Raw genomic sequence first — 25,254 nt, forward strand, 5'->3', positions numbered from 1 at the left:
TTGCCACTTTGGTCACGGTTACCGTTCTGCCGTCTTCTTGAGATAGGCTGTGATCAGCTTTTCGATGATTTTTTGGACGCTGGTGTCGTTATCAATGGCGCGGACCTTCAGCGCCTTCAGGGTTTTACGATCGAGGCGAAGGGAGGTGTTGATCTTATCCTCCTTTGGCTCAGAAGTACTGGCTTTCTTGGCTTTCGGCATATCCCACCACGAGCACTATTTGACGTCATGATGTCATCGGTCTTCTACGACCGCAAGTGAGGTCTCGTGGGCAGAGCTCACACGTATTTTGGGTTTCTGGAAAGCTGTCTAAAGGTCAGGCGCCTTCGACCCACTTTCCTGCGCGCAGAATGTCGGCCCACCTCCTTTGACAGAGCAATGGCCGAATGGTTAACAAGGATGAAGTCCAGAATTTCGGGACGAGGTCACAAGGTCCGCCCGGCTTTTCATGCCAGATTACCGCGACGTCAGGCCGCGCCTGACTGCGCGATCTGGACCAGGTCACCCGCATCTGCTGCGGATGCCATGTCCGACCAAGCTTACAACGTCCTGTTTCTCTGCCACGGAAACTCAGCCCGCTCCATCATGGCCGAGGCCATTTTTGAAAACCGAAGGCAAGGGCCGCTTCAACGCTTCACGGCTGGTTCGATGCCGAAAGCCAAGATGCATCCTTTTACCCTGAAGCGGCTCGAACGGCTCGAACATGAAGCCGACGGCCTCCGTTCGAAAAGCTGGGACGCGTTCACACGTCCCGAAGCGCCACGAATGGATTTCGTTTTTACCGTTTGCGACGACCGCGACGACGCGGAAAGCGAGGTCTGTCTGCTTTGGCCCGATGCAGCACTTTGTGTGCGTGGACACGGCAACATTGCCACCCCCTCATCAGCACCGGTCCCGCAGTTCATGCTATGCAGTTGCGGGACGACGACCTGCCTTGCCTGACGCCCGCCCTAGCGTAGCAAGCGGAAGGAGTGGCGCAGAACTGACCCGGCTCTTCCGGATGCGGCCTTGCGTAGCCAGATCAGGTGATACCGACGGGCTTCGTGAATAATATCCATTCGCTTGCATCGACATCCCAGTCGTCTTTGACGACCGGACGGCGGGCGACCTGCCGGTAGCCCTTCGCCGTATAGAGGCGGAGAGCGTCCTGATGCGTGTCCTCGGCGATCAGACTGATAGTGTCGTGACCGGCGGCGGCTGCGATCACCTCGGCATATGCCAGCAACGCGCTGCCCAATCCCTTACCGCGAAAGGCCTCGTAGGTGGCCAGAACGTTCAGGTACCATGATCCCGGCACCAGCGCTTCCAACTCCAGCAGCGGCACGAAGATCGGCGGTGTGTCCGGGTCGATCGGGCCGGGCTGGTCCTCGGCGGCATAGCCAAGCAGGCAGGCGGCCACCGCACCGTCGACCTCGGCCAGCCAAGCGTTGTGGTAGGAGAAGTTGCCCGTCTCGCGCGCCGCGCGCTCTTGCCCAAGCGCCCAGGAGTCGCCATCCGGGCCGACCGTCTTGCGCCAGAAATGCAGCGGCAGGTCATCCGCCGCCATGTTGATGAAGCGCGCCAGATGCGCGGCATCCGATGCCCTGGCCTTGCGAATGTCCATTCGTTTCGTATCCCTGCCTGCTTTCTTCGCGCGCTTTAGTCTTTGACGATTTAGCGCCCCCTCGCCAGCCCCTTTGGGGATCGCGTGCCTGCTCCGATGGTCTGGCTTGCGCGACGCGCGGGCGCCGCCTACCAAGTGATGCGATCCCATAAGCGCCTCACGAGGACAGATATGAACGACACGGTTTTCCGCTTCCCCGAACCGGGCCCAGAGCCCATCACGACCGATCTGGAGGGATGGACGAAGGTCGAGGGCAACCCGACCATGCGCTACTGGGTGCAGCACGCCTCGCTCGATGGTAGCATGATCTCGGGCACCTGGGAGGCGACGACCGGCACCTGGCACGCGAGCTACCAGTTCTATGAATTCGTTCACCTGATCGGGGGCCGCATCACCATCACCCCCGACGGCGGTGCGCCGGTCACGCTGACACCTGGCGACGCCTTCGTGGTCGAGCCGACCTTCAAGGGCACCTGGACCATCGAAGAACCGGTGCGCAAACACTTCGCCATCAAGCTGAAGTAAGCCGCATTGCTGCGATTGCCCCTCTCGGGAACCACCTCATGACCACCGCCGACCTGATCCTGACCAATGCCCGCGTCCTGACCATGGACCCGGACCACCCCCGCGCCGAGGCCGTGGCCATTGCCGGTGAACGCATCCTCGCGGTGGGCAGCGCAGCAGAGGTGGCTGCGCTGGCCGAGCCGGGGACAAGGATCATCGACGCAGGCGGGCGGACGGTGCTGCCCGGCTTCTTCGAAGGGCATGTCCATGTGGGTCTTGGCGGTGCAGACCTGACGCATCTGCATATCGGTCATCTGCACGGGGCCGAGGCGGTGGGTGCCGCCTTCCGAACCTTTGCCACCGCGAACCCCGATATGCCGCTGCTCATGGCGCAAGAGGCGCATTACACCATCCTCGACATGCCCGCCACGCGCCACGATCTGGACGCGATGATCGCCGACCGCCCCATCGCGATGATGTCACCCGACCTGCACACGGTCTGGGCCAACACCGCCGCGCTGAAGGCCGCAGAGCTGCTCCACGGTGCCGAGATGCCGCATGGCCACGAGGTCGTCATGGGGGAAGACGGCCTTGCCACCGGCGAGCTACGCGAGTTCGAGGCCTTTGGCCCGTTGATCGCCTATGCGGGCGAGGGGCGCATCAACCTTGGCATTGCCACCGGCGAGGAGCCCGATCCATGGCCCACGCAGGCCGAGCGCGCCGCAGACAAGGCGCTGCTACTCAAGGGGATGATGCATTGCGCCGCGCATGGCGTGACCAGCCTCGTCAATATGGACGGCAATCGCTACACGCTGGAACTGCTGTCCGAGATGCGGGCCGAGGGCATGCTGCCTCTTCGGGTGAAGGTTCCGTTCCATTTCAAGCCGCATATGGGGCTGGACGCGCTCGACCGCGCCTCGGCCATGACGGCGGAGTTCGACGATGACTGGATCAGTTCCGGCTTCGTCAAGATGTTCATGGACGGCGTGATCGACAGCAGAACCGCCTTCATGCTGCAAGACTACCCCGACCAGCCCGGCCACCGGTCCGAGCCGTTGTTTCCGCCGGAGCGCTTCGACGAGATCGCCACCGAGATCGACCGGCGCGGCTTGCAGATCGCAGTCCATGCCATTGGCGACGGCGCGGTGCGGGTGGTGATCGATGGCTATCAGGCGGCCCGCGCCGCCAACGGTCCCCGCGACAGTCGCCACCGCATCGAACATATCGAGCTGATCGACCCCGCCGACATTCCCCGGCTGGCGTCACTTGGCATCACCGCCAGCCTGCAACCGCCCCACGCGCCGGGGGCGATGGATTTCCCGCTGCAGCCGACGCTTTCGCGGATCGGCGCAGCGCGTTGGGCGGATGCCTACCAATGGCGCAGCCTGGCTAAGGCAGGCGCCGCAGTCGCCTTCTCCAGTGACTGGCCGGTGGCAGATGTCTCGGTGCTGCGTGGGATCGCTGCGGCATTGACGCGAGAGCCCTATGACAGTGCCCGCGATGAGCGGCTGTCGCTGCTAGAGACGCTGCACGCCTACACGGCGGGCGGCGCCTGGGCGGCCCATCGCGACCAGGTGACGGGGACCCTGCGCCCCGGACTCGCCGCCGACCTCGTGATGCTGGGCGGGGACGGCGAAGCTACGGACGCAAGCAAGATCCCCGATCTGGGCGTAATCCTGACGATCTGCGGTGGCCGCATCATCCACGACCCTGGAATATTGGCCTGAAGACGCGCGGCGAGTACCTCTTCGGGGGCAAAGACCGTCCGCACCGTAAGCTGGCTGAAAGCGTTTCGCTGCGGCGCGTCTGACTGGCCGCCGATTGCCGCCGTGCAATATTTGTCGCACTGATCGGCGGCAATGGGGCCGGAGTCCTGTCGTTTGCTCGGACTTTAAGTTGCGATACTCATTGTTGCACCGCTCTGGGATTCTTCTCAACTGTAAGACCGCATGTCCTTTTCACCTGCCCGCCGATAAGGGATCAGCTCGTACTCTGATCGCGGGGCGGTAGGTACCGTTCTTTTGCGATGTCGGTTTCCGCACTTTAATTGGTGACGCATGGACCGCCACCGTCGGCATGCGAGTGGAGTCGAGCAGCGGCGAAGCGCTGCGACGCCTGATCGCTGGGAGGAAAATGCAACGCGCCGCACGCGACCACGCAGTGATTTAGTCTCCAAGGACCGGCTCAAACCGGCCGGGTCCTTTCATGATCTGGTTCATTTCCAGCGTCTTGCATTCGCCATTTCTCTCGAATCTGCGTCAGCAAGCGCTCGGGTACATCCAAATCCCTTCCAGTCTCAAGCCATTGAGCTAATTGCGCCATCCACCTTGGCTATGATGTCATCTCGCCTTTCTGGCCGGATCCCGGCAATGCGCGCCACTTCCGGAAATGCCCCCAAACCAAGCTTCCGCCCTTCCCCGGCCACAACTAAGAATGTTCACCACCCGGCCCTTCAGAGAAAGAAACGTCATAGGCGGGTGCCAAGGACCAGGATCCTCGGGCATCCATGATAAAGGCGTGGTTTCTCACATGATCGTCGCGATTCGGGGCGCGAACACTGAAGACCATACGCCGGAACATCTCTTCGACTGCGGCCGGTCTTCGACAAATTGCCTTCACCATCCGCATCAAGTCGATACAGTCGATGATCCGGTGCCGCAATCCGCTGTCGATCAGAGCGGCCACTGTCGCTACATGCAGGCGAGATCCATCCAGTCAATCGAAACGGTCCGTCCCCAGGAACCGCACCTTGGCACCATTAAGCGCAAACATCGGACTGGTTGAAACTCTCGCCGCTCTCATCAATTCCCCATAGGCGATCTCGGCCTCGACGCTCCCAAGCTCATCCGAAGAGGCCCGGCCTTTGATCAGTAAATGTTACCAGCTAGGGCTCATTTCGATCCTGTGGTCGCGCAAAGACCTCATGTCCTCATTCACACGAGAGTCTGGACCGGGATCACCGAGATCGAGGAGTGAGCGGCTCCCGGCAGACCATGCTCTGGGGCAAAAGGCATGTGGATCGCCCCCAGATAGAGGGCAGAAACAAAACTGCCAGTTAACGCTTAGGGTCACCCGTTGCGGTTGGTGAAACTATGTTGAGCAAGACGCGACACGCGGACGGCTGTGTCTGTCAGCAGAGAAGCGCGCGAGGTCGCTTTAGCATAGACCGTCAGAGCGGGTTGATCATTAGTCAGGCCTCCCCACGACAATCCGAACTATGCCAGCGCATCAAATCAATGGACCCAGACTCGATGTCCTCTCAACGACGCCCCAAGCGCCCTTAACTCAAAGGGATATTCTCTCGAAACACGACCTGAAGTCGCGGTGGGTATTCTTGCTCGGACGTGCCGCGGACCGCTGAAACCAGCAGCCTGACAACCTCCCGCGCCTGAACACGATGGTTCTGGTCGATCACCGCATCCATCGTCCGGTCAAGCAGGAGGAGCCGGGTTGCATCAGTCAGGTCATGCCCGATGAAAACGGTGCGCTGGCTCAACTGGGCCTCGCGCAGCGCGCGGGCGATACCCTGATTTCCAGATCCGATGTTATAGATTCCGTCGACCTGACCCGTGCTCAGAATGCGACGCATTTCGTCATAGGCATGCTCGCGGTCATCGCCCACCTCGGCATAGCCGGTGATGCGCAGGTCGGGAAACTCGTCGGCCAATATCGAGCGGAATCCCATTTCGCGTTCCTCATGGCCGCGATAGGCGCGCGAACCCACGAACAGCGCAATATTGCGGTTCATTGCCGGACCAAGGAAGCGCCCCAGCAGCAGCCCCGCCAAACGTCCCGCAGCGCGGTTATCGACCCCGATATAGCCGACCTTGTCGATGGCCGGCACATCGGAAACCAGCGTCGCGATGCGGACACCTTCGCGGGCTAGGGCATTTAGTTCTTCGCGGATCTCGGGACGGTCGGGGGCGACGACGCCGATGGCATCGGTCTGGCCGCGTAGCTCGGCAAGACGGCGACCGATGCGGCCACCGCCCCAGTCCTCGACATCATGGATACGCAACTGGACATCCGCGTGCCGCGCGGCCTCGTCTATCAACTGGCTGCGCAGGTTGCGCATGAAGCTGTTGTTGCCCGCGGGAAGCACGAAATCCAGCCGCACGCGCCTCGACTGCGGTGCCTCAGCAGGTCCGAAATAGCCCAGTTCGCGCGCCACTGTCTGGACGATTTCGCGCGTGCGCTCCCGCACGCCGCTGCGCCCGTTCAGCACACGGTCCACGGTGGCAGGGGAAACCCCGGCCCTTTCGGCAATTTCAATGATGGTGGTGCGCATTTCGGTCCTGAAAGGGCGGTGATGCACACCAGCAAAAACCTCATTTCCATCATCACGCAAGACAGAATCTGCCGATTAACCTCAAGAATGACGTAAAATGATGGCAAATGACGGGAATAGATGATTGCTGGTGACGTTTTTTGCGTGCCATCTTTCGGCATGCTGCGGGCAGGAGGAGGCCCGTCGGAGGAGGAACATGACAGCCCTAAATCTGACCGCGGACCCGGTGATCCGCTGCCGTGACTATCGTATCGGTGCCATTGGCGCGGGCATGATCATGGCCGAGTGCCATCTGGAAGCCTATCGCCTTGGTGGCTTTACCGTGGGGGCCATCGCCTCGCGGACCCGGAAAAAGGCCGAAGAAATTGCCACGCGCTACGGTATCGCCTCCGTGCACGACACGCCCGAGGCGCTGATCGCGGATGCCTCGCTCGACATCATCGACATCGCCTATCCGCCGCATCTGCAGCCCGCGCTGATCCGCCACGCCCTGAGGCAGCCGCATATCAAGGGCATCCTTGCGCAAAAGCCGCTGGCTTTGTCGCTGGAGGAAGCGCGGGCCTTGCGCGATGAGGCCAAGGCCGCGGGCAAGATCCTCTCGGTCAACCAGAACATGCGCTACGATCAATCGATGCGGGTGCTGAAACAGCTTCTGGATCACGGCGCATTGGGAGAGCCGGTCTTTGCCCAGATCGACATGCACGCCATCCCGCATTGGCAGGGCTTCCTGCAAGGTTACGACCGGCTGACGCTGTCGAATATGAGCGTTCATCATCTCGACGTGCTGCGGTTCCTGTTCGGCGACCCCAGCGAGGTCACGACCGTCACCCGCACCGATCCCCGCACCGAATTCGCGCATCAGGACGGCATCGTCTCGACCATGCTGCGCTTTCCTTCGGGGCTGCTGGCGCTGTCGCTTGAGGATGTCTGGTCCGGCCCGCGCGCCGAGGGCTATGCCGACGACCAGCACATCAACTGGCGCGTCGAAGGGACCGAGGGCGTCGCCAAGGGCACGATCGGCTGGCCGACCGGCGCACCTTCAACGCTGACCTATGCCTCGCGCAAGGAAACCGGCGGCGCATGGGTCAGCCCGGAATGGGACACGATGTGGTTTCCCCATGCCTTCATCGGCGTGATGGAACAGCTGCAATGGGCGATCCACAGCGGCGAGGCCCCTGCCCTTTCGGTCGCCGACAATGTTCGGACCATGGCGCTGGTCGAGGCGGCCTATCGCTCGATCGACGAGGCCCGGACCGTCGCCCACGATATTTCTCAGGACTGAAACGGGAGGAAACCAGTCATGATGCAAGCAGGGATTTTCACAGGGTATTTCCCCTATGATCTGAAAACCACGGCGCAAAAGATCCGTGCCCATAATTTCAATACGGTCCAGCTAGACCTGCATTTCAGCGATATCGACGTCTCGGACGGTCAAGTGACGCCCGAAAAATGCCGCACCATCCGCGACACGTTCCGCGACCACCACCTGCCGATCTGCTGCACCTCGGCCTATACCAATATCGTCCATCCCGATCCGGCCACGCGCAAGGTCCGTCTGGACCGCCTGAAAGAGATCCTGGCCCATGCGCAATATCTCGGCTCGCCCTATGTGATCTCGGAGACCGGGACCTTCGACACCAGCAGCGATTGGGTCCACCACCCCAAGAACAAGACCGAGGAAGGTTGGGACGACTGCCGCGCAGTCATCACCGATCTGGCGAAATTCGCATGGGATCACGGCGCGGTCTTCCTGCTGGAAACCTATGTGAACAACGTCGTCGGTTCGGTCGAGGAAACCCTGCGCATGTTCGCCGAGGTCGATCATCCCGGCCTTGGCCTGCTGATGGACCCGACCAACTATTTCGAGGCCCATAACATCGGCCAGATGGACAAGACGCTGAACTACGTCTTCGACGCGCTTTCGGACAAGATCAAGATCGCGCATGCCAAGGACGTGAAGCGCTCGGGCGACGACAAATCGGAAAAGCACTCGGATATCGGTGATGCCTCGGCGGCGGAAAGCCACACCTTCCGCGGCGTCGGCGAGATCGAGCTGCCAGCCCCCGGTCTGGGTGAGCTGAACTATGACCTGTACCTGCAGCGGCTGGCACAGAAACACCCCAACATCCCGATGATCATCGAGCATCTGGACGAATCCGACGTGGCCCGCGCCAAGGCATTCCTTGACGGCAAGCTGCGCGCAAACGGCTGCTGACCCTTCCCGGCAGTCTCTGGCAGGGCGGACGATTTCCCGTCCTGCCAACGGACCTCGCATCATGCAGGACAAGGAATAATGGTAGAACTTTACGGCAAAACCTTTACCCGGCGCGACATCGAGGCCGCCAGCGGTGGCCTGTCCCATGCCGCAGGCGTCCGGCTGATGAAGCTGTCCAACGGGCTGGAGCGGGGCAACCGGATGCTGGAATTCCGCAGCGGATCGGGCCTGCGCTTCACCGTCCTCATTGATCGCTGCATGGACATCGCGGATTGCGAGCATAACGGTCGTGCCATCGGCTGGCATTCGCCCTCGGGCTTCCGCCACCCCTCGCTGGCGGAATACGAGGGCGAAGGCGGCCTTGGCTGGATGCGCAGTTTTTCGGGGCTGATAGTGACCTGCGGGCTGGACCATATCCTGTTCATGAACGAGGTCCCGACTGACAGCTATGTTTATGGCCCGCGCAAGACCGCCTCGCATTCGCTGCACGGCCGCGCCGGGACGATCCCCGCGCATCTGACCGGCTACGGTGAGCGGTGGGAAGGCGACCGCTGCTTCCTATGGGCCGAGGGCACTATCACCCAATCCGCCGTTTTCGGTGAGCATCTGGAACTACATCGCCGCATCGAGATCGAAGTCGGCACGGATGAAATCCGCCTGTCCGACCGGGTCGTGAACCGCGGCTTCTACCGCACGCCGCATATGTATTGCTATCACATCAATGTCGGCCATCCCGTGCTGGAGGAAGGCGCGCGCTACCTCGCCCCCGTCGCCGAAACCGTCTGGGCCGCGCATGAGGGCAGCTATCAGGCGCAAGGCGTGGGCTATCGCAGCCTACCCGCGCCGCAGATGAATTTCCACGAGCAGGTCTGGCAGCATGAATTGCTGGCCGATACCGCCGGAGAGGTTCCCGTGGCATTGGTCAATGACCGGCTTGGCCTTGGCTTCATGGTCGTGACCCGCAAGGACCAGTTCCCCTGCCAGTATGAATGGCAGAATCTGCAATCGGGCCAATATGCGTTGGGGATCGAGCCCTCGACCAACCATGTTCTGGGCAATCTTGCCGCACGCGAGCGGGGTGAAATGATTTGGCTGAACCATGGCGAGGAACGCGCCTATGACAGCCGCTTCGTCATCCTGCCCGATGCCGAGGCCGTCACCGCAGCCGAGGCCCGCATTCGCGGCATCCATTCCCAGCCCGACACTGACTATCCGCAACCGACCGGAAACTTCCGCAAGATCGAGGGCCGCTGATGAGCAACCTGACCGGACGCCGCATTCTTTACACCGGGGCCTCGGGTGGACTGGGCCATGAGACGACCCTGCAACTTCTGGCTGCGGGGGCCGAAGTGATCGTTCTGGACCGCGATGCGCGCAAGAATGAAAGCCTGATCGCGGATACGCCAGCCGATCTCAAGGCGCGGCTGCATCTGATCGAATGCGACCTGACCGATAAGCCCGCGCTGCAATCCCTGCTGGACCAACTGACCACCACGCGCGCGCTGGATGCAGTGATTAACAACGCCGCAATCTATCCGTCGAAACCGTTTGAGGAATACAGCCTTGAGGAACAGGCGTTGGTCCATGCCGTCAATGTGGAAGCCGCGCTGATCTGCACCCGCGCCGCCCTGCCGGGAATGCGCGCGCAGGGCTGGGGCCGGATCATCAACATTACCTCGATCACTCTGACCGGCGGGTGGGAGAACCTCGTGCCCTATGTCCAGTCCAAGGGTGCTTTGCTGGGCCTGACCCGGGCATGGGCGCGGGAATTCGGCAAATGGGGCATCACGGTCAATGCCATCGCCCCCGGCGCTTTCCCGACCGATGCCGAGAAGATCCATCCCGACCCCGTAGGCTATGCCGCCCGGATCATGGATTCGCAGGCGATCAAACGCCGCGGCCATCCCGGCGATATCGCCGCCAGTATTCGTTTTTTCCTGTCCGATGAGGCCGGGTTCATCACAGGACAGTCCCTCGCCGTCGATGGCGGCTGGACCATGCATTAAGGAGCATATCATGGGCATTCTCGACGGAATTACCGTCCTCGACTGCTCGATCGCCATGGCTGGCCCCTTTGCGGCGCAGCGGTTGGGCGATCTGGGAGCTAATGTCATCAAGATCGAACCGCTGACCGGAGAATGGCAGCGCCACGCCCCGGCGGGCGGTATCACCGGCAACAAGATCAATGTCTCGTTCCTGTCGTTGAACCGCAACAAGCGCTCGTTGGCGGTGGACCTCAAATCCGAAGGCGGCAAGCAGGTCCTGCAAAAGCTGGTCGAGACGGCGGATGTCTTCATCCAGAACTACCGGCCCGGCGTGGCGGCCAGGCTGGGGGTCGATTACGACAGCCTTGCCGCAGTCAATCCGCGCCTGATCTATGTCTCGATGTCTGGCTATGGCGAGGATGGCCCCAGCGCCAAGCGCCCCGGTCAGGATCTGCTGCTGCAGGCCATGTCCGGTGCCATGCTTTCCGCCGGGCGCGAGGGCGAGGCCCCGACCCCTGCCGGGCAATATCTGGTCGATGCCATCACCGCCTATACCGCCTTTGAGGGCGCATTGGCGGCACTTTACCATCGTGAACGGACTGGCGAGGGCCAGAAGGTCGAGGTCAATATGCTCGACGCCATCACCACCATCCAGATGCAGGAACTCTCGGTCTATACGATCGGCCAAAAGCCGCAGACCCGTTCGGCTGAGCCCCATGCCCATGTCTATATCCGTTCACCATACGGCATATTCGGGACGAATGACGGCAAGTTCATCGCGCTCGCCATGCCGAACTTCGCTGGTCTTGCCCGTGCATTGGACGCCCCGCACCTTGCGGAACTCGACGAGACGAGCGCCGGATGGGAGCAACGCGACGAGACCTTTGCTCTGGTCCGCGCCGCGATTGCCAGGTTCTCCCAGTCCGACGCATTGGCCCGGCTGGAGGCCGAGGGCATCTGGGTCGGTCCGGTCTATGGCTATTCGGACCTGCTGGCAGATCCGCAGATCGCGCATAATGGCACCTTCATCGAATACGACCACCCGACCGAAGGACGGGTCAAAACGCCCGGCTTCCCGATCCGTTTCTCGAAATCCCCGTCCGAACTGCGCTACGGCGCACCGCTGACCGGCCAGCACACCGACGAGGTGCTGTCCGCCGCAGGCTATGATGCGGCTGAGATCGCAGCGCTCGTCGCCCAGGGTGCCGTCGGTCGGGGAGAGGTCTGATGTTTCGCGGATTGACATGGGACCACCCGCGCGGTCGCCACGCGCTGGAAGCCGCGCAGGCCCAAGGCGGGCCGATCAGCTGGGACGCGCAACCGCTGGAAGGCTTCGAAAGCGCCCCGATCGGCGAGCTTTGCGCGCGCTATGATCTGGTCGTCCTCGACCACCCGCATCTGGGCGAAGCCTTGTCGCTTGGTTGCCTGCGCCCCTTGGACGAGGTGTTCTCACCCGAGGAACTGGACGCAATCTCCAATCGCGCCATCGGCCCCAGCATGGCAAGCTATGTGATGCAGGGGCGGCCTTGGGCGCTGCCGCTGGATGCGGCCACGCAGGTCATGGCCCGCCGCCCCGATCTGGTCGAGACCCCGCCCCGCACTTGGGACGAGGTTGCGGAACTGTCGCGCCAGACCGGCAAGGTCGCGCTGTCGCTGGCCGGGCCGCATGCCTTCCTGTCCTTCCTTTCGGTCGTGCAGGCCATTGAACCGGGCCTGAACTTGCGCAACGGCGACCGCTGGATGGCCAACACAACCGCTATCCGCGCCATCGCGCTGCTCGCCGATCTGGCCGCGCACAGCCCTGCCGCAGTCGCTGCGTTGAACCCCATCGGCATTCTTGAGCATATGTCGGGCGGGAACGACGATGTGGCACTGTGCCCGCTGATCTATGGATATGTGAACTATGCCGCACCCTCGCGTGCCGTTCCGCTGGCCTTTTCCGACGCACCGCGGATCTCAGCGGATGGAAGCCCCGGGTCGATCCTTGGGGGCACCGGCATCGCGATCTCGACCCGTTGCACGGTCAACGAACCCCTGCGGCAGCACCTGCTGTGGCTGATGAGCCCCGAGGTCCAGCGCGGTTTCATCCCCGACCACGATGGCCAGCCCGGCACCCGAGAGGCTTGGCTTGATCCGCGGGTGAACAGCCAGACGGGCAATTTCTTCGCGGCAACCGCGGCGACGCTCGAGGCTGCCTCGATCCGACCGCGCCATGACGGTTTCATCGCATTCCAGGCCGCAGCTTCGGCCACATTGCGCGAAGGGTTCGCGGCAGACGCCGCCCCCGAAACCCTTGCCGCACAAATCGCCGACCTGTTCCACGCCTCGCACAAAACGGAGATGCCTGCATGACCGCGCCGCTGATATTCGAAATCGAGGGGCAGGTCGGTATCATCACCTACAACCGCCCGGAAAAGCTGAACGCCATGACCCCGGAAATGGCCGAGCTGATGGTCGATGCCGTCAACCGTTGCAACGGCGACGACGCCATTCGCGCCGTTGTCCTGACAGGAACGGGCCAGGCTTTCTGCGCAGGCTCGGACATTTCGCTGCTCGATAGCTATGCCACGCCTTGGGATTTCCGCAATCGCACCGAATATTGCGATGCCCTCCGCGCCTTGCGTAAGCCGTCGATTGCGGCGATCAACGGCTATGCTTTCGGCGGCGGCCTTGAAATGGCACTGTCCTGCGACATCCGCATCGCCGCCGAGACCGCCCGCATGGCCGCCCCCGAGATCAAGCTGGGCTGGATCGGCGGCGGCGGCATGACGGCGCTGCTTGCCCATTCCATCGGCCCCTCGAACGCCGCGATGATGGTGATGACCGGCGAGCCGATCGACGCGCAAAAGGCCTTGTCATGGGGGCTGGTCAGCGAAACTCATCCGACCGACGCCCTGCGTGCCCGCGCGGTCGAGATCGCCGCAACCATTGCCGCACGCGCTCCCATCGCCGCCGAGACCGCCAAGGACAACCTTGCCGCCGCCTTCAACATGCCGCTGGAACAAGCCATCGCCTATGAGCGCGACCTGCAGACCATCTGCTTTGCGACCGAAGACGCAAACGAGGGTCGCGCGGCCTTTGCCGCCAAGCGCCAGCCGCTGTTCCGGAGGCGCTGACATGACACTGGAGCTGCGGGCAATCCTGCGACATCGCAAGTTTTCAGCACTTGCGATGTTACTTCTGGCTGCGGTCTAGCCGAGTTTCTCCAGCGAATATTTCCTGCCCCAGCGCACTGTTATGAATGCCGAGCGGCAAACCACGGTCGTGGCCATTCTGGCGCTGGGTCAAGCACTCGTCATCATCGCGCGGGATCGATCTTTCGCTCGGTCCTGTTAGCGGATTGTCGGCAGTCTGCTCGGCCATGGTAATGCATGCGATCGGATCGGACGCACTGGCGCTGATGAAGGGGGAGTGCGCGGGAGCAGACACGGACGCCATCAACGGCCTTCTCATCACACCGCTGCGGATTAATCCCATCGACGCAACATCGGGAAGTAAAGCCCGTCCCGGTAACATTTGCGCAAGCGTGATGACACCGCGCCGGCATTGCCCCTGCTGGACGTGGCTGACGGTCAGCTTCTGTCCAACATCAATTTTGAGGTCAGGCGCGGCGAGATCTTTGGCCTGCTACCGAACTGTTTGAGACGATCAGCGGCGAGAGAGGCCCCGCTGCGGGCCAGATGCGCCTGTTCGCCAAGATTCTTGCGCCCAGCAACCCGAACCGCACGCTGCGCGAAGTCGTCACGCTTCTACCCAAGGGGCATAAGACGGCCGGTATTCTGCCCCAACATTCGGTGAGCCAAAACGCCTCGATTGCCTATCATCCGTTCCGCAAGAAATTCGGCATCACCAACCTGACCTCACTGGTCGAGCGGGTCAGCCGCCTCACAGTGCAACTAGAAAATGCCTGTCGCCGATCTCGCCCGATCATGGACGGCCTGATCACCAGCCTAGCTCCCCTGCTGGCCCATGCCCGCCGCTCGATGAGCTTTGACCGAGGACTCGAGTTCTTGGCATGGCCCTAACTGACGTTGCGACTTGGTTTTGTGAACGGCAATCGCCCTGGCAGAAAGGCACGGTCGGGCCTTCCACGACATTTTGGTCGCGGACTTCGGCAGCATCTGATGGTCGCGCCGCCACAATCAATTGTCCAAATAGGCCGAACGCTATCGCCCTCATCCGATGCCATTTCCCGCTCCTCGGGTGCGGCGCGGATAACGAACATCGCGCCTTGGCCGATGCGACGATCACGCGGCATGCGGATCGTACCAGCGCGGTCGTAGCGCGGCATCTGCAACGGGCGGCGGACACGCTTTTGGCCTCGCCGGGCCATTCGCGGAACGGTCGGCCCTGCGGATCCGAGTTATATCTGTATACACATACAGGCGTATTTATCATCAAATTACGACTTATGGTGTAGAATAATGATCAATTCTTTTCGTATCGAAAATTCTTTGTATACATTTGCTGCAGGAGGAGAGTTTTGATGGTTTCCGAGGACAGTGCAAGAATCGGCCAAAGCCAGACCGTTCGCGCGGCAATGACCCTGCGCGACATGATCATCGATGGCCGTCTTGAGCCCGAGATGCGCTATACCGAAACGCAGCTGGCCGAATTGCTGTCGATGTCTCGCACGCCGATCCGGGCCGCTCTTCAGCGCCTGACCGACGAAGGGCTGCTGACCGCGATGCCGGCGGGCGGCTATGTCATCCGCCTGCTTCTGCCCAGCGAAATTTCCGAAACCATCGAGCTGCGCGGCGTTCTTGAGGGGCTTTGCGCGCGGCTTTTGGCCGAGCGCGGCTGTCCGGGCGCGGCTTTGGACGAACTTGTCGCACTGTCCGCCCAGATCGAAGCGCTGCTGGCCGATGACGGCTTCTCTCGCGCGGATCTTCCGACCTATGAGCGGCTGAATGGCCGTTTTCACCAGAAGCTGGTCGCGGCGACCGAAAGCACGCTGCTGATCCAGGAACTGGCGCGGGCCAACAATCGGCCCTTCGCCTCGGCAAGCTCGCTGGTTGGCATGTATGAGAACGACCGCGCCGCGCGCCAGCATTTGCTGATCGGGCAGGATCACCACCGCACCGTGATCGAGGCCATCCGCAGCCGTCAGGGCGCGCGGGCCGAAGCGATCATGCGCGAACATGCCCGCCTGTCGCAAAGAAACCTGATGCGCGCCGTCGAATCCAGCCGTTCGTTGGAACTGCTTCGCGGCGCGTCTCTGATCCGTCAGCCGGATGAGGAAACCGGCTGAAACCAGTCAACGGCAGCAGAGGGGGCTGCCGCAAGCCAGAAAAGGGAGGAGTATCAGATGCAAAGACGAAACCTGCTGCTGGGAGCGATCCTGGTGGCCTCGACAGCGCTTGCCGGAATGCCAGCCTTGGCCGCGGGCGATCCGTTCAAGATCGGGCTGATCCTGCCGATGACCGGGCCTTTCGCCTCGACCGGGCGCCAGATTGAGGCGGCGGCGCGGCTTTACATGGCGCAGAATGGCGACGAGGTCGCGGGCCGCAAAGTCGAGCTGATCGTCAAGGACGACGCCTCGGTCGCGGATACCACCAAGCGGCTGGCGCAGGAGCTGATCGTACGCGACAAGGTCGGCGTCATCGCGGGCTTTGGCCTGACGCCGCTGGCCATGGCCACCGCGCCGCTGGCGACCCGCGCCAAGGTTCCCGCCGTGGTCATGGCCGCCGCCACGTCGTCGATCACCGAACAGTCGCCCTATGTCGTGCGCACCAGCTACACGACGCCGCAAGTGACCTCCAAGATCGCGGAATGGGCCGCGGGCCAGGGCATGAAGAAGGTCGTGACGGTGGTGTCGGATTACGGTCCGGGGCTGGACGCCGAAAAGACCTTTGTCGCGGTCTTTGGCGCGGCGGGCGGCGAGGTGACAGAAACCCTGCGCGTGCCGCTGCAGAACCCCGACTTCTCGCCCTTCCTGCAGAAGGTCGCGGATGCAAAGCCTGACGCGATCTTTGCCTTCGTGCCCTCGGGGGTCGGCGCGCAGTTCATGAAGCAATTCGTCGAGCGCGGCCTCGACAAGACCGGCGTCAAGCTGCTGGCCGATGGCGGCATCACCGATGACGACATCCTGAACGGCATGGGCGACCCCGCCTTGGCCGCGATCACCGGCTTTCACTACTCGGCGGCCCATGACAGTGAGCTGAACAAGAAATTTGTCGCTGATTTCGCAAGCGCCAATGACGGGATGCGGCCGAATTTCATGGCGGTCGGCGGCTATGACGGGATGCATGCGATCTATGCCGCGCTGGAAAAAACCGGCGGCGACAGTTCTGGCGATGCCCTGATCGCCGCGATGAAGGGTCTGGCCTGGGAAAGCCCGCGCGGCCCGATCAGCATCGACCCCGAGACGCGCGACATCGTGCAGAACGTCTATCTGCGCCGCGTCGAACGCCAGGGCGACCAGCTCTGGAATATCGAGTTCGAAACCTTCGAGGCGGTCAAGGACCCCGGCAAGACCGGCTCCTGAACCCATCCAACCCTGCGGGAGCCTCACCTGCGCCGGGCGATCGGCGCAGGGCCGCTACCCGCATGCCAGGGAAACGCGCCCATGCTGACCATCCTGATTGACGGGATCGCCTATGGAATGCTGCTCTTTGTCATGGCTGCCGGGCTGGCCGTGACACTGGGGCTGATGAATTTCGTGAACCTTGCACATGGCGCATTCGCCATGATCGGGGGCTATGTCACCGCCTTGGCGATGAACCGTCTGGGCATGCCGTTCCTGCTGACGCTGCCCTTTGCCTTTCTGGTCCCGGCGCTGGTGGGCGTGGTCGCCGAGCGGTTGCTTTACGCCCGGCTTTACCGCCGCAGCCATCTGGATCAGGTGCTGTTCTCGATCGCGCTGGTCTTCATGGCCATGGCCGGGACGGATTGGCTTCTGGGCTCCGGTCAGCAGCTGATCACCCTGCCCGGCTGGTTGCAGGGCCGGTTCGAGGTCTTCGGCGTCGGCATCGGCCGCTACCGGGCCTTCCTGATCGTCATCTGCGCGGCATTGGTCGTCGGGCTGCAACTGATCCTTGGCCGCACCCGGTTCGGGGCGCGGCTGCGCGCGGCGGTCGATGACCAGCGCGCGGCGCGCGGTCTTGGCATCAATGTCGGCGGGATCTTTGCCGCGACCTTCGCTGTAGGCTCGGGCCTTGCCGGTCTGGGTGGCGCGTTGGGGATCGAGATGATGGGCCTCGACCCGACCTTTCCGCTGAAGATCATGGTCTATGTGCTGATCGTCGTCACCATCGGCGGCACGGCCAGCCTGACCGGCCCCTTCATCGCGGCGCTGCTGATCGGCACGGCTGATGTCGCCGGGAAATACTACCTGCCCGAGCTTGGCGCCTTCCTGATCTATCTCGTGATGATCCTGCTGCTGATCCTGCGCCCGCAGGGCCTGATTGCCCGCGCCCGCTGAAGGATGACCCTGATGAGTGACACCACCCTTTCCCACCCGGCAACCGCGGCGCGTCCCGATGCAGGCCAGCGCGCCAGCCGCGACCTGCTGCGCCGGGGCCGACTGAAACCGGCCGAGATCGTCTTTTGGCTGGCGACGGCGGCCAGTTTCTTTCTGCTGCCCGACCGACATCTGCTGCTGTCCGAGATCGTGATCCTTGGGCTTTTCGCGCTCTCTCTGGACCTGATCATCGGCTATGCGGGCGTGGTCTCATTGGGCCATGGCGCGTTTTTCGGGCTTGGCGCCTATGTCGCGGGGCTGGTCTCGGTCCACCTGACCGGAGAGCCGCTGACCGGTCTGATCCTTGCGGCGCTGGCCGCCGGGATTTTGGGGCTGGCGACGGGGCCGCTGCTGTTGCTGCGCGCCTCGGACCTGACGCGGCTGATGGTGACGCTGGGCGTGGCCATGCTGCTGCTTGAGGCAGCGAACCGCGCGGCATGGCTGACCGGCGGCGCGGACGGCTTGCAGGGGGTGACGATCAACCCACTGCTGGGCCGGTTCGAGTTCGACCTGTTCGGCACCACCGCCTATGCCTATTGCCTGATCGTGACCTTCGCGCTGTTCCTGCTGGCGCGCCGGGTCGTGACCTCGCCTTACGGTCTGTCGCTGCTGGCGATCCGGGACAATGCGCTGCGCGCCCGCAGCATGGGCATTCCGGTGGGACCGCGCATCCTTGGCATCTACGCCTTTTCGGCGCTGATTGCCGGGGTCGCAGGGGCATTGTTGACCCAGACCACGATGTTCGTGTCGCTGGACGTGCTGGCCTTTCACCGCTCGGCCGATGTGTTGTTGGTGCTGGTGCTGGGGGGTGTCGGCTATCTGTATGGCGGGCTGATCGGGGCGATTGCCTTCAAGCTGCTGCAGGACTGGTTCTCGGCCATTACTCCGCAATACTGGATGTTCTGGATGGGCCTCGTGCTGATGGTCATCGTGCTGATCGGGCGCGATAACCTGAACGCCCTGCCCCGCACGCTGATGCGCCGCTTGCGCCGGGAGGACCGGGCATGAGCGCCGCATTGCAGACCATCGCGCTGGAGAAGCGCTTCGGCGGGCTCATTGCCACCGACAAGGTGTCGCTGACATTGGAACATGGCGCGCGCCATGCGCTGATCGGGCCGAATGGCGCGGGCAAGACCACCTTCGTCAACCTGCTGACCGGGGTGTTGCCAGCCAATGGCGGACAGATCCTGCTGGATGGCAATGACATCACCCGCAAAAGCCAGATCCAGCGCGCCCGGCTGGGTCTGGGCCGGACCTTCCAGATCAACCAGCTGTTCGGCGCGATGACCCCGGTCGAATCCATCGGGCTGGCGGTGTCCGAACGCATGGGCGGCGGGCGCGACTTCTGGCGCAGGGTCGGGACGCGCACCGATATCCTTGACGAGATCACCGGCCTGATCGAGCGCTTCCGCCTGACCGAGGTCATGGACCACCCGACGCGGCTGCTTCCCTATGGCAAGCAGCGCCTGCTGGAAATCGCGCTGGCCTTGGCCTCGAATCCACGCGTCCTGCTGCTGGACGAACCCGCCGCCGGTGTCCCCGAGGCCGAGCGTGGCGAGCTGCTGGAAACCCTCGCCCAATTGCCGCGTGACGTGTCGATCCTGCTGATCGAGCACGACATGGATCTGGTCTTTGCGTTCGCCGAGCGCATCACCGTTCTGGTCAACGGCGCACTTTTTGCCGACGGGACCGTGTCCGAGATCATGTCCGATCCGCGCGTCCAGGCCGTTTATCTGGGGAGCGATGCCCATGCCTGAACTACTGACGATCCAGAACCTGCGCGTCGGCCATGGCGATGCCGTCGTGATCCCCAACCTGTCCCTGCGTCTGGATCAGGGCGAGGCACTGGCCGTGCTGGGCCGCAATGGCGTGGGCAAGACCACGCTTCTGGACAGCATCATCGGCGTCACCCGGCGCTTTGGCGGCAACCTGTCGCTGGCCGGGCGCGACATCACCCGGCTGACACCCGAGGCCCGCGCCCATGCCGGTATCGGCTGGGTCCCGCAGGAACGAAACATCTTCCCCTCGCTCACGGTCGAGGAAAACCTGACCGCTACCGCCCGCCCCGGCAAATGGGACCTGCCCCGCATATATGCGATGTTCCCGCGCCTGCAGGAACGCCGCGCCAATATGGGCAACCAGCTATCTGGCGGCGAGCAGCAGATGCTGGCGGTGGGCCGCGCCCTGATGCTGAATCCACGGCTGTTACTGCTGGACGAGCCAACCGAGGGGCTGGCCCCGATCATCGTCGAGCAGTTGCTGGCCTCGATCCGGCAAATCATCCGGGACGAGGGGCTGGCCACGATCATCGTCGAACAGCATGCCCGCAAGATCCTGAAGGTCACCGACCGGGCCGTGATCCTCGACCGGGGCGAGATCGTCCATCAGGCCCGCAGCGATGCGCTGCTGGCCGATCCAAGCCCACTTGAACAGCATCTGGGCGTCATCGCCAAAGGAGCCGCCGCATGAGCCTCGACATCGCATCCCTGCCAAGCTCGGATCTGGACCCGTTCAGCATCGATTTTTTCGACAACCCCTTTCCCGATCATGAAAGGCTGCGCGAGGCCGGGCCGGTGGTCTGGCTGGAACGCTATGGCATCTATGCCGTCGCGCGCCATGCCGAGGTGCATCAGGTCCTGAACGACTGGGGCACCTTCTGTTCCTCGCGCGGGGTGGGCTTGCAGGATTTCAGCCGCGAAAAGCCGTGGCGCCAGCCCAGTCTGGTGCTGGAAACCGATCCGCCCGAACATGATCGCGCCCGCAAGGTCCTGGCCCGCGTGCTGTCGCCCGTCACCATGCGCGAGTTGCGCGACGGCTTTGCCGCTGCCGCCGATGCGATGGTCGCAGGGCTGATCGGGCGCAAGCTCGACGGCATCGCGGATCTGGCCGAAGCCTTTCCGCTTTCGGTCTTTCCAGACCGCATCGGGCTGACGCAAGACGGGCGCGAACACTTGCTGCCCTATGCGGGTCTGGCCTTCAACGCCTTTGGCCCGGACAATGCCCTGCGCCGCGAGGCGATGGCGCGTGCCGCCCCCCATATCGCCTGGGTGACCGAGCAATGCCGGCGCGAGAATTTGTCCCCGGACAGTATCGGCGCACGCATCCATGCCGCCGCCGACAGCGGCGAGGTCACGGCAGATGAGGCGACGCTGCTGGTCCGCTCGCTGCTGACGGCGGGCATCGACACCACGGTGAACGGCATCGGCGCGGCGCTTTACTGTCTTGCACGCTTTCCGGATCAATTCGCGGCGCTGCGCGCCGATCCGAAACTGGCCCGCAATGCCTTTGAAGAGGCCGTGCGCTTTGAAAGCCCGGTCCAGACCTTTTTCCGAACCACCACCCGCGAGACCGAACTGTCGGGTGTGCCGCTTCCCGAAGGGACCAAGGTGCTGATGTTTCTGGCCTCGGCCAATCGTGACCCGCGCCGCTGGGACCGTGCGGACGCCTATGACATCACCCGCAAGACCAGCGGTCATGTCGGCTTCGGTTCGGGTGTCCATATGTGCGTGGGGCAGCTTGTCGCCCGGCTGGAGGGCGAGGTCGTGCTGGAGGCCTTGGCCCGCCACGCGACCGGCATCGAAATCGCGGGGATGCCCGTCCGGTCCTACAACAACACGCTGCGCGGGCTGAAAGCCCTACCGCTGCATATCCGCTAAGGGCTTGCCATGCTGGATCATCTTCTTGCACCGCTGGACGACACGATCACCATCGACCAGCTGACCGTCGCGCCCTATCCGATCTACAAGCGACTGCGGGCGGAAACCCCGGTTCTGCGCGTGAAATCGGTCGGCCGGACCTTTCTGACCAAGGCCGCCGATTGCAAATTCGTCAAGGACACGCCCGAGATTTTTTCCTCGGACGATCCGAACACGCCGATGAAGCGCGCCTTTCTGGCCCATACCTTGATGCGCAAGGACGGCAAGGAGCATCTGGCCGAGCGCATGGCCATGGCCCCTGCCCTGATGCCCAAGACCATTCAGGAAGTCTGGGCCCCGCTATATCGCCAGCTTGCGGATGAATATCTGGACCGCCTGCCGAAAGGGCAGATCGTGGACCTGCATCGCGATCTCTCTGGCCCGATTGCCGCCCGCATCCTTGCCCATATCCTTGGCATCCCCGAGGCGAGCGACCAGCAGATGATCTTCTGGTCACAGGCGTTGATCGACGGCGCGGGGAATTTCGGCTGGCGACCCGAGCCCTTCGAGATCTCGGACCGGGCCAATGCCGAAATGGACGCGTTGCTGGAAAAGGCCATCGCGCGGGTGCGTGTGGCACCCGATCGCTCGGCTTTGTCGGTGATGGTGAATGCCGAAAACCCGATCCCGACCAGCCAGATCATCGCCAATATCAAGATCGCCATCGGCGGGGGCATCAACGAGCCGCGCGATGCGCTCTCGACCATCGTCTATGGCTTCCTGACCGAGCCCGAGCAACTGGCCGAGGTCCGGCGCGCGGGCAAATGGGGGCAAGCCTTCGAGGAAGGCATCCGCTGGGTCGCACCCATTCAGGCCTCGTCCCGGCTGGTGACCGAGGATGTCGAGATCGGCGGCTTTTACATCCCCAAGGGCGATACGGTGATGACGATTCAGGCCTCGGCCAATCATGACGAGGACCTGTTCGACCACCCCGAGCGCTTCGACGCGTTCCGCGCGAAAAACCTGCACCAGTCCTTTGGCTCGGGGCCGCATCATTGCGGCGGTGCCCATATCGCGCGGCGCACCGTCGGCGCGATCATGCTGGAAGCCCTGTCCGAGCGCTTCCCCGACATGACCCTGCCCGAACCCGAAACCGTGCTGTGGCGCGGCTTTGGTTTTCGCGGCCCAATCAACCTGCCCGTCAAACTGGGCTGACCCCAGCTTCCCGCAAGGAGAATGACCATGAAAATCACCTTCATCGCCGCCGATGGTACCGTCACCCCTGTCGAGGTCACCGCGGGCGAAAGCATCATGCGCGCCGCCGTCCAGAACGATGTCGATGGCGTCATCGGCGAATGCGGCGGCTCGATGATGTGCGCGACCTGCCATTGCTACGTCGACGACGCATGGACTGACGCCGTCGGTCCGCAAGAGGATGGCGAAAGCGACCTGCTGGATTGCGCCGCCTCCGAGGTGCGGGCGTCAAGTCGGCTGTCTTGCCAGATCAAGATGCGCCCGGAACTGGACGGGGTGGTGATCCACCTGCCGGAATCGCAGCTGTAACGGGGGCGGGATGGAACGCATCGTCATCATCGGCAGCGGTCAGGGCGGCCAACAGGCTGCCTCAAGCCTGCGGCAAGAAGGTTATCAGGGCCAGATCCTGCTATTGGGCGAGGAACCCGGCCTGCCCTATCAGCGCCCACCGCTGTCCAAGGCCTATATGGCCAATGGCGATGCAGGCGCGCTGACCCTGAAACCCGCCAGCTTCTACGACCGCGCTGCCATCAGCTTGCAGGACCGCACCCGCGTCAGCCGCATTGAGCGCGTCACCCGCGAGGTCGTGACGGAAGCAGGCGCGCGCCACGCCTATGATCACCTGATCCTCGCCACCGGCGCGCGGAACTTTCGCCCGCCGATCGCGGGGTTGGACGCACCGGGCGTGGTCGAGTTGCGCACCCTGTCGGACGCAGCCCATATCCGCGACAGTCTGGCCGCGACAGGTCATGCGGTGGTGATCGGCGGCGGTTTCATCGGTCTGGAGTTCGCCGCCATGGCCCGCGCGGCAGGCGTCGCCGTCACCGTGATTGAGGCCTCCCCCCGCCTGATGGCCCGCGCGGTTTCCCCCGGGATGTCGGCGCGATTCCTTGAGTTGCACCGCGAGATGGGCTGCACGATCATCTTTGACGCGCTGGCCGATGCGATACTGCACGACCCGCACGGGGCCGCCGCCGGTGTCGCCTTGCGCGATGGTCGCCAGATTGCAGGGGATCTGGTGCTGGTCGCAACCGGGGTGCGTCCGAACGTCGAACTGGCGGCGGATGCAGGGCTTGTCTGCGACAATGGCATCCGCGTGGACGGGCAATTGCTGACCTCGGACCCGGCCATCTCGGCGCTGGGGGATGTCGCGTCCTTCCCCGATCCGGATGGCGTGCATATCCGTCTGGAATCCGTCCAGGCGGCGGTCGATCACGCCCGCCATATCGCCCGGCGTCTGGTGCATGGCTCCGCAGCAGACTATGCCGCGCTGCCGTGGTTCTGGTCCGATCAGGGCAAGTTCAAGCTGCAAATCGCTGGGCTTTCGACCGGGGCCGACAGGGTGATGTCCCTGCCCCAGCCGCAGGCCGAGCTCTTGGTACTGGCTTTCCGGGCGGGCCGACTGATCGCCGTCGAAACCCTATCCGCCCCCGCCCTTCACATGGCGGGCCGACGTCTGATCGGCGCGTCATTCGAGATGCTGGAAGCCCACGGCTTCGACCTGCGCGCGGCGGTCAAAGCCATGGCGGAACCTGTCTGAGGCCGGGGGGCGCGATCAGCCCGCCATCTAGCCCAAGCAGGCTGATGGCCCGAGCCAGGCAGGCAGTATGACCCATGACAGGCCGAAATCCTGCGGCTCAAGCGTCACGAAACGCCCCGGCAGGCACAATCGCATTGTCATTACCCCGGACGGCAGCCGGGGTAATGACAACATCATCGGGCGCGACAGCAGCCCGTTAAACGGAATGACTACCGTTCGGGACTTCGCCACCGGGCTTCCAAGAATATTTCAGAACAGATCGAGGGAGCGTCTCAGCCCCCTCGCATCGGTAGACCCAGAATGGCACGGGCCTGCTGCCAACTGGCGACGGAACGCTCATATTTTTCGCAAGGACCAACCGCACGGCGCACGAGTGCCACATTCGACGGCGCGAGGCGTTCGCGATCAAGGCGGACATTGCCTTCAAGCCCTATACGAGTGTGCCCCCCCTTTGCGGATTGACCATTCGTTGATGGACAGTTGCGCGGGGCCGATCCCCGCCGCACACCACTGCGCGTCGGGGGCAAGCCGCTTCAGCGTCTCAATATAGAGGTCAAATATGGAGTGAACCCTGGAGTGAACCCCTCGGGCTGGACCCCGGGACCCTGAAGAACTGATACGCTGAACGGGCCTTGATCGGGGAAGGCTCATGACATCACGAGGACCCTATCGTCGGCATTCGACCCCGTTCAAGCTGCAACTCTGCCAGGACATCCGTGCCGGGGTGATCGGCCGCCGGGATGCGCAGCGCACGCACCAGATCTCCGC

Annotated in this window: 24 protein-coding genes and 2 pseudogenes; 21 read left to right on the plus strand and 5 right to left on the minus strand. The window is 63.2% G+C overall.

Going from position 1 to position 25,254, the window contains the following annotated elements; all coding sequences use genetic code 11:
• Nucleotides 1-18 precede the first annotated feature (18 nt).
• Entirely contained in the window at nt 19-201 is a 183-nt protein-coding gene (locus tag GL300_RS23955) for a ribbon-helix-helix protein, CopG family (protein ID WP_155042203.1), read from the minus strand.
• Between the two features lie 324 nt (nt 202-525).
• Here GL300_RS23955 and GL300_RS23960 point away from each other — a divergent pair, with 324 nt between their 5' ends.
• A complete protein-coding gene (locus tag GL300_RS23960; protein WP_155042204.1) occupies nt 526-942 on the plus strand; it encodes an arsenate reductase/protein-tyrosine-phosphatase family protein in 417 nt (138 codons plus the stop codon).
• A 79-nt stretch (nt 943-1,021) separates the two neighbouring features.
• Here GL300_RS23960 and GL300_RS23965 read toward each other — a convergent pair whose 3' ends face one another.
• Nucleotides 1,022-1,603: a GNAT family N-acetyltransferase gene (locus GL300_RS23965; RefSeq protein WP_170297800.1), complete on the minus strand. Its 582-nt coding sequence runs from the start codon at nt 1,601-1,603 to the stop codon at nt 1,022-1,024.
• Nucleotides 1,604-1,774: 171 nt separating this feature from the next.
• Between GL300_RS23965 and GL300_RS23970 the strand changes: the two genes are divergently transcribed.
• The gene (locus GL300_RS23970) at nt 1,775-2,128 is read left to right on the plus strand and encodes a cupin domain-containing protein (RefSeq protein WP_155042206.1); all 354 of its coding nucleotides are present in this window, start codon (nt 1,775-1,777) and stop codon (nt 2,126-2,128) included.
• Nucleotides 2,129-2,166: 38 nt separating this feature from the next.
• The gene (locus tag GL300_RS23975) at nt 2,167-3,834 is read left to right on the plus strand and encodes an amidohydrolase (protein ID WP_155042207.1); all 1,668 of its coding nucleotides are present in this window, start codon (nt 2,167-2,169) and stop codon (nt 3,832-3,834) included.
• Nucleotides 3,835-4,534: 700 nt separating this feature from the next.
• On the opposite strand, the gene GL300_RS27355 is transcribed toward GL300_RS23975, so the two are convergent.
• Nucleotides 4,535-4,822, minus strand: a complete 288-nt coding sequence (locus GL300_RS27355) for a HipA domain-containing protein (RefSeq protein ID WP_155042228.1) — start codon at nt 4,820-4,822, stop codon at nt 4,535-4,537.
• A gap of 565 nt (nt 4,823-5,387) precedes the next feature.
• Nucleotides 5,388-6,395, minus strand: a complete 1,008-nt coding sequence (locus GL300_RS23985) for a LacI family DNA-binding transcriptional regulator (RefSeq protein WP_155042208.1) — start codon at nt 6,393-6,395, stop codon at nt 5,388-5,390.
• A 196-nt stretch (nt 6,396-6,591) separates the two neighbouring features.
• Here GL300_RS23985 and GL300_RS23990 point away from each other — a divergent pair, with 196 nt between their 5' ends.
• The 18 genes and pseudogenes from GL300_RS23990 (at nt 6,592) to GL300_RS24075 (ending at nt 24,486) form a co-directional block, all read left to right on the plus strand.
• Nucleotides 6,592-7,677 (plus strand): Gfo/Idh/MocA family protein, encoded by a 1,086-nt coding sequence (locus GL300_RS23990; RefSeq protein WP_155042209.1) that lies wholly within the window; start codon nt 6,592-6,594, stop codon nt 7,675-7,677.
• An 18-nt stretch (nt 7,678-7,695) separates the two neighbouring features.
• A complete protein-coding gene (locus GL300_RS23995) occupies nt 7,696-8,610 on the plus strand; it encodes a sugar phosphate isomerase/epimerase family protein (RefSeq protein WP_155042210.1) in 915 nt (304 codons plus the stop codon).
• 78 nt (nt 8,611-8,688) lie between these two features.
• On the plus strand, nt 8,689-9,864 hold the full coding sequence (locus GL300_RS24000) for an aldose 1-epimerase family protein (RefSeq protein WP_155042211.1): 1,176 nt from the start codon (nt 8,689-8,691) through the stop codon (nt 9,862-9,864).
• Nucleotides 9,864-10,616, plus strand: coding sequence for an SDR family NAD(P)-dependent oxidoreductase (locus tag GL300_RS24005; protein WP_155042212.1), 753 nt, complete (start codon nt 9,864-9,866; stop codon nt 10,614-10,616). The genes GL300_RS24000 and GL300_RS24005 overlap by 1 nt, the downstream gene beginning before the upstream one ends.
• Nucleotides 10,617-10,626: 10 nt before the next feature.
• Complete coding sequence (locus GL300_RS24010; RefSeq protein WP_155042213.1) at nt 10,627-11,823, plus strand: CaiB/BaiF CoA transferase family protein; 1,197 nt, start codon at nt 10,627-10,629, stop codon at nt 11,821-11,823.
• Nucleotides 11,823-12,947 (plus strand): type 2 periplasmic-binding domain-containing protein, encoded by a 1,125-nt coding sequence (locus tag GL300_RS24015; protein WP_246195398.1) that lies wholly within the window; start codon nt 11,823-11,825, stop codon nt 12,945-12,947. Before GL300_RS24010 ends, GL300_RS24015 begins: the two co-directional genes overlap by 1 nt.
• On the plus strand, nt 12,944-13,711 hold the full coding sequence (locus GL300_RS24020) for an enoyl-CoA hydratase/isomerase family protein (protein ID WP_155042215.1): 768 nt from the start codon (nt 12,944-12,946) through the stop codon (nt 13,709-13,711). The genes GL300_RS24015 and GL300_RS24020 overlap by 4 nt, the downstream gene beginning before the upstream one ends.
• A gap of 711 nt (nt 13,712-14,422) precedes the next feature.
• A pseudogene (locus GL300_RS26960) lies at nt 14,423-14,676 on the plus strand (IS30 family transposase); the annotation flags it as partial.
• A 405-nt stretch (nt 14,677-15,081) separates the two neighbouring features.
• Nucleotides 15,082-15,846, plus strand: a complete 765-nt coding sequence (locus GL300_RS24030) for a GntR family transcriptional regulator (protein WP_155042217.1) — start codon at nt 15,082-15,084, stop codon at nt 15,844-15,846.
• 57 nt (nt 15,847-15,903) lie between these two features.
• Nucleotides 15,904-17,082, plus strand: coding sequence for an ABC transporter substrate-binding protein (locus GL300_RS24035; RefSeq protein WP_155042218.1), 1,179 nt, complete (start codon nt 15,904-15,906; stop codon nt 17,080-17,082).
• Nucleotides 17,083-17,163: 81 nt separating this feature from the next.
• Nucleotides 17,164-18,018: a branched-chain amino acid ABC transporter permease gene (locus tag GL300_RS24040; protein WP_155042219.1), complete on the plus strand. Its 855-nt coding sequence runs from the start codon at nt 17,164-17,166 to the stop codon at nt 18,016-18,018.
• A gap of 12 nt (nt 18,019-18,030) precedes the next feature.
• Nucleotides 18,031-19,065, plus strand: coding sequence for a branched-chain amino acid ABC transporter permease (locus tag GL300_RS24045; protein WP_155042220.1), 1,035 nt, complete (start codon nt 18,031-18,033; stop codon nt 19,063-19,065).
• Nucleotides 19,062-19,814 carry an ABC transporter ATP-binding protein gene (locus tag GL300_RS24050; RefSeq protein WP_155042221.1) on the plus strand — a complete coding sequence of 251 codons (753 nt, stop codon included), beginning with the start codon at nt 19,062-19,064 and terminating at the stop codon, nt 19,812-19,814. Before GL300_RS24045 ends, GL300_RS24050 begins: the two co-directional genes overlap by 4 nt.
• Nucleotides 19,807-20,526 carry an ABC transporter ATP-binding protein gene (locus GL300_RS24055; protein ID WP_155042222.1) on the plus strand — a complete coding sequence of 240 codons (720 nt, stop codon included), beginning with the start codon at nt 19,807-19,809 and terminating at the stop codon, nt 20,524-20,526. The genes GL300_RS24050 and GL300_RS24055 overlap by 8 nt, the downstream gene beginning before the upstream one ends.
• Nucleotides 20,523-21,713, plus strand: a complete 1,191-nt coding sequence (locus tag GL300_RS24060) for a cytochrome P450 (RefSeq protein WP_155042223.1) — start codon at nt 20,523-20,525, stop codon at nt 21,711-21,713. The genes GL300_RS24055 and GL300_RS24060 overlap by 4 nt, the downstream gene beginning before the upstream one ends.
• Before the next feature lie 9 nt (nt 21,714-21,722).
• A complete protein-coding gene (locus GL300_RS24065; RefSeq protein WP_155042224.1) occupies nt 21,723-22,907 on the plus strand; it encodes a cytochrome P450 in 1,185 nt (394 codons plus the stop codon).
• 27 nt (nt 22,908-22,934) lie between these two features.
• Nucleotides 22,935-23,255, plus strand: coding sequence for a 2Fe-2S iron-sulfur cluster-binding protein (locus GL300_RS24070; protein WP_343043198.1), 321 nt, complete (start codon nt 22,935-22,937; stop codon nt 23,253-23,255).
• 10 nt (nt 23,256-23,265) lie between these two features.
• Nucleotides 23,266-24,486 (plus strand): NAD(P)/FAD-dependent oxidoreductase, encoded by a 1,221-nt coding sequence (locus GL300_RS24075; RefSeq protein WP_155042226.1) that lies wholly within the window; start codon nt 23,266-23,268, stop codon nt 24,484-24,486.
• A gap of 272 nt (nt 24,487-24,758) precedes the next feature.
• On the opposite strand, the pseudogene GL300_RS24080 reads toward GL300_RS24075, so the two are convergent.
• Nucleotides 24,759-25,047 (minus strand): annotated as a pseudogene (locus GL300_RS24080) (3-keto-5-aminohexanoate cleavage protein); the annotation flags it as partial.
• Nucleotides 25,048-25,254: the final 207 nt, after the last annotated feature.

Origin of the sequence: Paracoccus litorisediminis (assembly GCF_009711205.1) — a bacterium.
GTDB classification, from domain to species: Bacteria; Pseudomonadota; Alphaproteobacteria; order Rhodobacterales; family Rhodobacteraceae; genus Paracoccus; species Paracoccus litorisediminis.